This is a genomic window from Nocardia sp. NPDC050799 (assembly GCF_040654015.1).
In the GTDB taxonomy this organism is placed as follows: Bacteria; Actinomycetota; Actinomycetes; order Mycobacteriales; family Mycobacteriaceae; genus Nocardia.
The window spans coordinates 228,012-236,701 of sequence record NZ_JBFAHF010000007.1 but is presented as its reverse complement, the minus strand read 5'-3'; the positions used below and the strand labels follow the sequence as shown (position 1 = coordinate 236,701).

At 65.9% G+C, this 8,690-nt stretch carries 10 protein-coding genes; 6 read left to right on the top strand and 4 right to left on the bottom strand.

The window, feature by feature from the left end; translation table 11 throughout:
• Positions 1 to 278: 278 nt before the first annotated feature.
• Both AB0H42_RS10430 and AB0H42_RS10425 read right to left on the bottom strand, forming a co-directional pair.
• Positions 279 to 1,019, bottom strand: coding sequence for a lysophospholipid acyltransferase family protein (locus AB0H42_RS10430; RefSeq protein WP_357052803.1), 741 nt, complete (start codon positions 1,017 to 1,019; stop codon positions 279 to 281).
• A gap of 68 nt (positions 1,020 to 1,087) precedes the next feature.
• The gene (locus AB0H42_RS10425) at positions 1,088 to 1,858 is read right to left on the bottom strand and encodes a lysophospholipid acyltransferase family protein (RefSeq protein WP_357052800.1); all 771 of its coding nucleotides are present in this window, start codon (positions 1,856 to 1,858) and stop codon (positions 1,088 to 1,090) included.
• A gap of 140 nt (positions 1,859 to 1,998) precedes the next feature.
• Here AB0H42_RS10425 and AB0H42_RS10420 point away from each other — a divergent pair, with 140 nt between their 5' ends.
• From AB0H42_RS10420 to hemC, 6 genes are all read left to right on the top strand, one after another.
• Positions 1,999 to 2,931, top strand: coding sequence for a hypothetical protein (locus AB0H42_RS10420; RefSeq protein WP_357052797.1), 933 nt, complete (start codon positions 1,999 to 2,001; stop codon positions 2,929 to 2,931).
• Between the two features lie 44 nt (positions 2,932 to 2,975).
• The gene (locus AB0H42_RS10415) at positions 2,976 to 4,553 is read left to right on the top strand and encodes a Rieske 2Fe-2S domain-containing protein (RefSeq protein WP_357052795.1); all 1,578 of its coding nucleotides are present in this window, start codon (positions 2,976 to 2,978) and stop codon (positions 4,551 to 4,553) included.
• Between the two features lie 13 nt (positions 4,554 to 4,566).
• Positions 4,567 to 5,058, top strand: coding sequence for a GNAT family N-acetyltransferase (locus tag AB0H42_RS10410; protein ID WP_357052792.1), 492 nt, complete (start codon positions 4,567 to 4,569; stop codon positions 5,056 to 5,058).
• Positions 5,059 to 5,425: 367 nt separating this feature from the next.
• Positions 5,426 to 6,307 carry a helix-turn-helix transcriptional regulator gene (locus tag AB0H42_RS10405; protein ID WP_357052789.1) on the top strand — a complete coding sequence of 294 codons (882 nt, stop codon included), beginning with the start codon at positions 5,426 to 5,428 and terminating at the stop codon, positions 6,305 to 6,307.
• On the top strand, positions 6,307 to 6,498 hold the full coding sequence (locus tag AB0H42_RS10400) for a DUF397 domain-containing protein (RefSeq protein WP_357052786.1): 192 nt from the start codon (positions 6,307 to 6,309) through the stop codon (positions 6,496 to 6,498). The genes AB0H42_RS10405 and AB0H42_RS10400 overlap by 1 nt, the downstream gene beginning before the upstream one ends.
• 189 nt (positions 6,499 to 6,687) lie before the next feature.
• Positions 6,688 to 7,614, top strand: a complete 927-nt coding sequence (gene hemC, locus AB0H42_RS10395) for a hydroxymethylbilane synthase (RefSeq protein WP_355236658.1) — start codon at positions 6,688 to 6,690, stop codon at positions 7,612 to 7,614.
• A 98-nt stretch (positions 7,615 to 7,712) separates the two neighbouring features.
• On the opposite strand, the gene AB0H42_RS10390 is transcribed toward hemC, so the two are convergent.
• Entirely contained in the window at positions 7,713 to 8,363 is a 651-nt protein-coding gene (locus AB0H42_RS10390; RefSeq protein ID WP_357052783.1) for a hypothetical protein, read from the bottom strand.
• Positions 8,364 to 8,368: 5 nt separating this feature from the next.
• Entirely contained in the window at positions 8,369 to 8,632 is a 264-nt protein-coding gene (locus AB0H42_RS10385; protein WP_357052779.1) for a hypothetical protein, read from the bottom strand.
• Positions 8,633 to 8,690 lie beyond the last annotated feature (58 nt).

Sequence of the window (8,690 nt, the reverse complement as noted above, 5' to 3'; positions counted from 1 at the left end):
GAAAGCGCATGAGCCGAAGGCTCGAGTCTCGAGGCCGAAACGGCGAGACCAAGGGGGCCTCAACCCCGCGCGCGCCAGCGCGCCAAAAACACAGCACCTTCGCGAGCAGGTCCACGCCTCGGCGTTCGCTGGTAGGCCCACGCCTCGCCCTTGCCAGTGGGTGCACAACCTGGTCTTCGTGAGCAGGCGCACAACCTGGTCTTCGCGCGCGGGACCACTTCGGTACACGGGCCGAGTACCCGACCGGCCCGACCTCGTTCCGGGAAGCGCGCCGGAACCTACGGCCGCTGGATCCGCCGCCGGGCGTATTCCTCGGCTTCCAGGACCGCGGCCTGCTCCAGCGTCGGAGCACTGCCGCCCAATCGCGCCGGGACCCACGGCTGGCCGGCGGGCATCGGATATTTTTCCTGCGCCGCCGTCAGGAGTGCGCTCATCCGGCCGCGTAGCGCGGTGGTCACCTCGTCGATCGAACCCGCGGCGACCAGCGGTTCGCCGATGCGGATGTGGACCGGGAAATTGTGCCGGCCCAATCGTTTCGGGATACCTTTGGTCCAGATGCGGTGTGCTCCCCAGATGGTGAGCGGAACGATCGGGGCCCCCGACTCCAGCGCCATGCGGGCCACACCGGATTTGAATTCCTTCAATTCGAAACTGCGGCTGATGGTGGCCTCCGGGTAGACCACGACCAGCTCACCGTCGCGCAGCGCGTCGACCGCCCGGCCGAACGATTCCGCACCGGCGGTCCGGTCGACGCCGATCGCTTTGCAGTGCTTCATGAGAAATCCGACGATCCCGTGCTCGAGCTCGGCCTTCATCATGTACCGCACATTGCGGCTCGACCGGCGTCCCACGACCCCGACCTCCAGGAAATCCAGATAGGAGGTGTGGTTCACCGCCAGTGCCGCGCCCCCGGTGCGCGGGACATTCTCTTGGCCGCGGATATCGAGGCGCACTCCCTGCGCGAAGAGGACCGCGTGCGCCAGCCCGGCCAGGACATCGAAAACCGGCTCCCGCGCCATCGCAACTCCTGCTCACTACCCGCGGGTTACCCGCTGCTCGGCACCTACCCGCCCGCGACGGGGATACGTTACGCGCCGGTGTCGTCCTGGCCGGTGAGTTCGGCCCGTCTCCGGGCTATCCGTTCCGCGACCTCGGCGGCGTCCATCGCATTGGCTTCTTCCAGGGTAGGCGCACCACCCCCGAGCCGGGCCGGAACCCAGTACGCCCCGGGTTCGTGGGTGTAGTCCTCTTGCAGGCCGCGCAGTAGTTTCTGCATGGCGGTCTTCAGCTCGGCGGTGAGTTCGGACGCCGGCTCATAGGGCTGGATCGGGGTGCCGACTGCGATGGAGATGGGGGTGTTGGTGCGACCCAGTCGTTTCGGATGACCTTTCGTCCAGACCCGCTGGGCCCCCCAGATGGTGATCGGGATGATCGGCACGCCCGCCTCGATCGCCATCCGGGCGGCGCCGGATTTCAGTTCCTTGATCTCGAAGCTGCGGCTGATGGTGGCTTCGGGGTATACGCCGACCAGTTCGCCGCGCCGCAGATAGTCCACGGCGGCCTGGTACGAGTCGGCGCCCGCGGCCCGGTCCACCGGAATGTGTTTGAGAGCTCGCATGATCGGCCCGGCGATCTTGTTGTCGAAGACCTCGCTCTTGGCCATGAAGCGGATATAGCGTTTGGGGGTACGTACCGGCAGACCCGCATAGGTGAAATCCATGTACCCGGTGTGGTTGACCGCGAGCACAGCGCCCCCGGAGGCGGGAATGTTCTCATCGCCGGTGACGGTGAACTTCAGGCCCTCGAGAAAGAAGACGGTCCGGGCCAGCCCGATGATCGTCCGGTAGACGGGTTCCACAAGTCCGCTAGCGTAGTCGCTGTCATGATGACCGGCAGCGTCCGGTCCGCCGCGCGCGCTCCGGCCCGCCGGATCCCGGGCCCGCCGTGGTGCGGTCGAACTCCGATGTCTCGACCGAATCGCTATGCACCGCAGGAAAGGTGATCGTCGAAGTGGAACGCGCCCGTCCCGTACCGTTGCGCCGAACCGGTCGTGAGACCGCGCGACGCGCCCGCGTCCGCGCTCTCGCCGTGGGGCTCGCGGTATCCGGAGTGCTGCTGGGCACCGGATGCGACTCGGTATCCGGAATCCCGGGCGACGATGCCGGCAGCCCGCCGGTGCAGGCGTCCGAGGGTGACGCGCCGAGCACCGAGCAGCAGGCCACGTCCGCGGGCGCGCCGCCGGTTCCCGCGCTGCCGCCGGTGCCCGCCGACGCGCCCGTGGTGGGCGCGGTCCCCGGGGTGCCCGACGCCGCTCCCGCGCTGCAACGGTTCGCCGCCGACCTGCGGTCGGCGGATATCGCGACCCTGCAGCGCACCTGCTGGACCATTCCGCCGCTCACCGTGCAGACCATGTACACCGACCGTGATGCCGTGCTCAGCGCGCTCGCCCAGCCGGGTACCGCGGTGGACGGCACGCTCACCTGGACCGACGGAGTCACCACGGTCACCGTGGACGAGCACCGGGTGGCCGCCGGGTATGCCTGCGCCCGGGTGTCCCAGGCGGGTGTGGAACCGGTCTACGACGCCGCCGATGCCCGGCACACCGTGCGGCGATACCTGGCCCGCTCGACCGGGCAGCCGCTGGACCCCGCCGACCTGGAGGAGCAGTACCCGCTGGTCTGCGCGGCGAGTCCGGCCACCTGGGATCCGGAGGCGACCGGCGCGCCCGTGGCCGCGCCGCTCGCCGAGAATCCCGGTACGCTCGGCGCAATCACCGGATTCACCGATCAGCAGATCAGTTCCCAGCCGCTCACGGCCGGATATATGGCCGTCGCGGTGCCGGTGACGAATGAGTCCGGAATCACGCAGAACCGGACATTTCTACTCGAACAGGGTGATGACGGCTACTGCATCGGGGACATCTCGTCCTGAAGCACTACCCTGGAGGGCCGTAAACGGTCAGGAGGAGCGAGCTCGTGCAGATCACCAGCGTCGGACATGCGGGATTCCATATCCGGACCGCGGCCGGTTCGATCCTATGCGACCCCTGGGTGAACCCCGCGTACTTCGGGTCCTGGTTCCCTTTCCCGGACAACACCCAGCTCGACTGGGAGGAACTGGGTAACTGCGATTTCCTCTATGTGTCGCATCTGCACCGCGACCATTTCGACGCCGCGCATCTGGCCGAGTACGTGAACAAGGACGCGACCGTTCTGCTGCCCGACTACCCGGTCCCGGATCTGCGCCGTGAGCTGGAGAAGCTGGGTTTCCGCAAATTTTTCGAGACCGAGGATGCGGTCAAACACAAGATCAACGGGTCGATGGGGATCGGCGGCGGCGACCCGGCCGCCGAACTGGAGATCATGATCGTCGCGCTGCGCGCCCCCGCGGACGGCCCGATCGGTGATTCCGGGCTTATCGTCTCCGACGGCGAAACCACCTGTTTCAATATGAACGACGCGCGGCCGGTCGATATGGACGTGCTGCACGAGGCGTTCGGCACGATCGATATTCATCTGCTGCAGTACTCGGGCGCCATCTGGTATCCGATGGTCTACGACATCCCGGCCCGGACGAAATCGAATTTCGGTAAACAGAAGCGGCAGCGCGGAATGGACCGGGCCCGCAGCTATATCGAGCAGGTCGGCGCCACCTGGGTGGTCCCGTCCGCCGGGCCGCCGGTTTTCCTCGACGACGAACTGCGCTATCTCAACGACGACCACGGTGACGAGGGCAATATCTTCCCCGACCAGAGGGTCTTCCTCGAGCAGATGCGCGAGCACGGTCACGACCGCGGCGTGCTGATGGTGCCGGGCTCGGTGGTCGAGGTGCGCGGCGCCGAACTCGAACTGGATCACCCCTACGACCCCGATACCATCTGGAACGACAAGGCCGCTTACATCGAAAAGATGGCGCAGCGGCTGGCGCCGGTGCTGGTGGCGGAGAAGAAGACCTGGGCGCCCGCCGAGGGCGAACCCCTGCTGGAACCGCTGCAGGCGCTGTTCGAGCCGATCATGGCGCAGAGCGACCTGATCTGCGACGGTATCGGTTACCCGGTCGGGCTCGTGATCGGCGGGGAGACCGTGGTATTGGACTTCCCGAAGCGGGCCGTCCGCGCGCCGCTGGAGGGCGAGGGCAAATACCGTTACGGCTTCCGGATCGCGCCCGAACTGGTGCGCACCGTGCTGCGCGACAACGAACCCGACTGGGTGAACACCATTTTCCTGTCCACCCGTTTCCAGGCGTGGCGGATCGGTGGCTACAACGAATACCTGTACACCTTCTTCAAATGTCTCACCGATGAGCGGATCGCCTACGCGGACGGCTGGTTCTCCGAAGCGCACGACGATTCGGCCTCGGTGGAGGTGGCCGGTTGGGAGATCCAGCGCCGCTGCCCGCATCTGAAGGCCGATCTGTCGAAATTCGGTGTGGTGGACGGCAAGACGCTGACCTGCAACCTGCACGGCTGGCAGTGGGATCTGGAGTCGGGTCGCTGTAAGACCTCCAAGGGACATGAGCTGCGCTCCCGGAAGGTGTCCGCACCGGCCGGGTAGCCCGGTGCGGTAAGTGGATATCCGGCCCAGGTCCCTCGACGATCTACCGTCCTGCGTGGCGGTGCTGCGCCGCGTGCACGAGACGGACGGCTACCCGGCGGCCTGGCCTGCAGACCCGGCCGGCCGGCTGAACCCGGCGAAGCTGGTCGACGCGCGGATCACAGAGAGCGATGGCGCCGTGATCGGCCACGTGGGTATCGGCGGAGATGTACTCCCAGAGGCGGTTCATGCTGCTGCTCACCACCACGGTGTACTGATCTCGGTGGTCCGGTTGTTCGTCGTGCCGTCGGCCCGACGGTGTGGCACAGGCCGCGGTCTGCTCGATGCGGCGGTGGAGATGGCGAGATTGCGCGGTCGCCGCGCGGTGCTCGATGTGGAAGACAGTGGCGTCGCCGCGATCTCGCTGTACGAGCGGGCGGGCTGGCAGCGAATACACAGCGGCCCGGGGGACTGGACGACACCGGACGGTCGAGCCGCGTTCCTGCATTACTACCTGAGTCCCTGACCTGCTCGGATCAGCCTGGTCAGCTCAGGGCAACCGCCGCAGCCGGGCGGCTCGCGGGGAGTCTCCCGGCCTGTCGAATCGGCACGGACAGTCGGGCCACGAAACATTCTCGATCGCAACACCTCTGAGGAGAATCGGGGTACTGTGAGCGCGCCCGGCCCGGTGGATTATCAGGGGCACCGGACGGGGAAGCGGGGGCTTGCGGCAGCTTCTCCATACCCGGGCGCGTATTCAGCACAGCATCGAGTTCCGGTGCTGTGCCAGGCGCGATCGAGAAACCATCCGAATCACCACGGTGTTTTTCATCCCCGGCTGTACATCTTTCGAGGATGGGAATGCCCGGTCCCCTTCGAACGGAGATAGGCGAATGGCCGAGTTCGCGGAATCGACCCTTCCCCGGCGGCAGTTGGGTAAACACCTGCGTAACGGTCGGGAGGCAGTGGGCTTGACGCTGGCCGATGTGGCCGGGCTGATGGAGTGGAGTGTCAGCACGGTCCAGCGGCTGGAGGTCGGGAAGACCGGACGCATCCGGTTGGCGGATGTGGAGGCGCTGTGCCGGATCTACGAGTTCAGCGACGAGTTCAGCGAAGTGCTGAAGGGGCTGGCTCGGCAGGCGGCCGGGCATAGCTGGTGGCACGAGTACGGAGATCTCATCCCCGAACATTTCGACGTCTTTGTAGATCTGGAGTCGAGTGCACAGCGGCTTCGAACCTACGAACCGGAGATCATCCCGGGCCTCGTACAGACACCTGCGTACATGCATGCCCTGATGCGGGCCGGATATCCGGATGACAGTCCGGCCGAACTCGAACGCCGAGTCGCACTGCGCCACGGGCGGCAGAAGAGAATCACCCGCAGGGCCAAGCCGATGGTCGTCGACATTGTGCTCCGCGAGGCGGCGCTGCGAACAGTTGTGGGCAGCAGAAAAGTCATGGCTACACAGCTTCGCCATCTGGCCGACTTGAGTACCCGGGAGAACATCGCTGTCCGAGTCCTGCCGTTCTCGGCGGGCTTTCCGCTCGGAGTGGCGATCGGCCCGTTCGTCATACTCGAACCGGGAGACACCGGGAGGAGGGGATGTCCGGATCCGACGGTCGTGTACATCGAAAGCTTCACCGGAGACCTCTATCTGGAGAAAGAGTCCGTGGTGCGCCGGTATGCTGAAGCCAATCGGACTCTTCTCAACGCAGCACTGGACATGGTGCAGAGCAGGGATATGTTGAGGCGTTTGGCAAAGGAGTACCTCTAGTGATGACAGACCTTTCCGGCGCCGAATGGTTCAAGAGCAGTTTCAGTGGCGCGGACAAGAACTGTGTGGAGGTCGCGTTTCTCGCGGATGGTGCGGTCGGTATCCGTGACTCCAAGAGTCCCGCGGGCCCGGCCCTGGTGGTCGGCCCGGCGGCGTGGGATTCCTTCCTCGCTGGTATCGCTCGGGGCTGACTCGGATATAGCCGCGTTTTCGAACGCCACCGAACCGGCGGGAACAGCGTCGCGGTCGGCGTTCCGACCATCCGCATCGCTCAGGCCCGCGATCGCTGTCGCCGGTACCGGGGTGACCGGGGCCACTCCATGCCGAACTTCGTACCACCGCCCCTTCGGAGCGGATTTCCGCGGCGGTAGAGTCACGCCATGGCCTCGCGCATTATCCGGGTCGCGACCCGGGCCAGTCCTATGGCAGTAGCCCAAGCCGAGCAGGTCGCGGCCGGTCTGTCCGAGTTCGGTGTCGAAACCGAGCTGGTGAAAGTGACCTCCGCCGGCGACCGCTGGATGGGTGATCTGGCGAAGCTCGGCGGCAAGGGGGCTTTCGTCAAGGAGATCGACGACGCGCTGCTGGAGGACCGGGCCGATCTCGCCGTGCATTGCCTGAAGGATATTCCCGGCGATATCCCGATCCCGGAGGGTATCGCGTTCGCCGGTTTCCCGGAGCGCGACGATGTGCGCGACGCGATCATCACCAAGGACGGCCGGCCCTTGGCCGAGCAGCCGCCGGGGACGGTGGTCGGGACCAGTTCGGTGCGCCGGGCGGCGCAGCTGCGTCTGCACTATCCGGGGCTGGTGATGAAACCGCTGCGCGGGAACATGAACACCCGGCTGGAGCGGCTCGAGGACGGCTACTGCGATGTGCTGATCGCCGCCGTCGCCGGGATGTATCGCATCGGCCGCCAGGACCGGATCACCGAAATACTGCCGCTCGAGGTCATGTGCCCGCCGATCGGCGCGGGCGTGCTCACGCTCGCCTGTCGTGCCGACGACGACGAGGTCCGCGAACTCGCCGGGCACCTCGATCATGCCGAGACCCGCCGCGTCGCCGATGCCGAACGCGCTATGCTGCACGCCCTGCAAGGGCACTGCAATTCTCCGATCGCCGGGGTCTGCGTGATCGAACCCACCGGTCGGCTGTCGTTGCGCGGCAAGGTGTTCGATCTCGAGGGCACCCGGTGGTTGGATTCGCAGCACTGGGGCGTCCCGGAGGACCCGCAAGCACTCGGTTTCTTCGTCGGCTCGGATCTGCTGCGCCAGGGCGCCCGCGCGATCATCGATTCCATCCCGCACTGACGGCGGGAAACAGTCGATCGGGCCGACTCCGACGGCGGCATCCGAACTGGGCGGCATCGGGCCGGTGCCGCTACGCGCCCGTGCCCGGCAGTCAGGCGTCAGGTGCTGCTGCGCCGGCGTCGGCGGCCGGCCGGACTCGAGTCCTTGACTCGAACTGTATGACCGTCCCGGATGACGGAGTCGGCAAGAAGGTGAGACCTGCCGCTGACTTTCACCGCGCGCTTCTTCTTTCCTGCTGCGGCCCCTGTCTTCTCCGGCTTCGAATACCTGGGCGCGATCCACCGATCGATACCGCCGCCGGAAATCAGGGAAAGGACGTACAGGTCGCGCAGATGCGCAGCATTCCAGTCGCGGAGCATATGGGTTTTCCAACTGCTGAGCGACGGGTCGATTGCCGAAGCGGGCGCGGTATCACATGAGCGCAACATATCGGTGAAACGTTCCGTCAACAGCTCGAACAACGTGTCCACGGCAGATTCACCGTACCAACGCACTGCTTCCCGATCGCGCGGTCTGCCGACCGCGATCTGCTTCTCGATCGCCTCCCGCAACCAGGCGCCCGTGGTCATTCCCCGTTCGGCGGCAAGCTCGCGGGCTTGGTTCAGGACTTCGGTGGGCAACCGTACGCTGTAGCCGCTCATGGGCGAAGTATCGGCCGGGTTTCCCGGTACCGAGTTGTTGATTTCGTTGACAACGCTGTGCGTCTCGTAGTACTCGCGAGCTGCGTCGATATCGGATTTGTTGCTCATGATCTCTACCGGGCCTTTCGCCTGTAGGCCTGCTGCTCGGTTCCGTCCATATCGCGCGCTGTCACCACATACCATCTGCCGTCCATGGCTTCAGACAACACCACCACCAGATAGCGGCCCGCATGGGTCTGGCCGAACAACAGTGTCGTGTCGTTGCGGCCCTTGCCGAGCTGATAGGGACGTTGAGCGGCCTCCTCGACCTCGGACGGTGTGATGTTGTGCCGCGCTATGTGCGCCTCTGACTGGTCGGTCCAGTGGAACTCGAACACAATCGAGCGTATCACGATCGTAATACAGCAGGTAGAGCGTTTTCGGGCGATCGGTTCC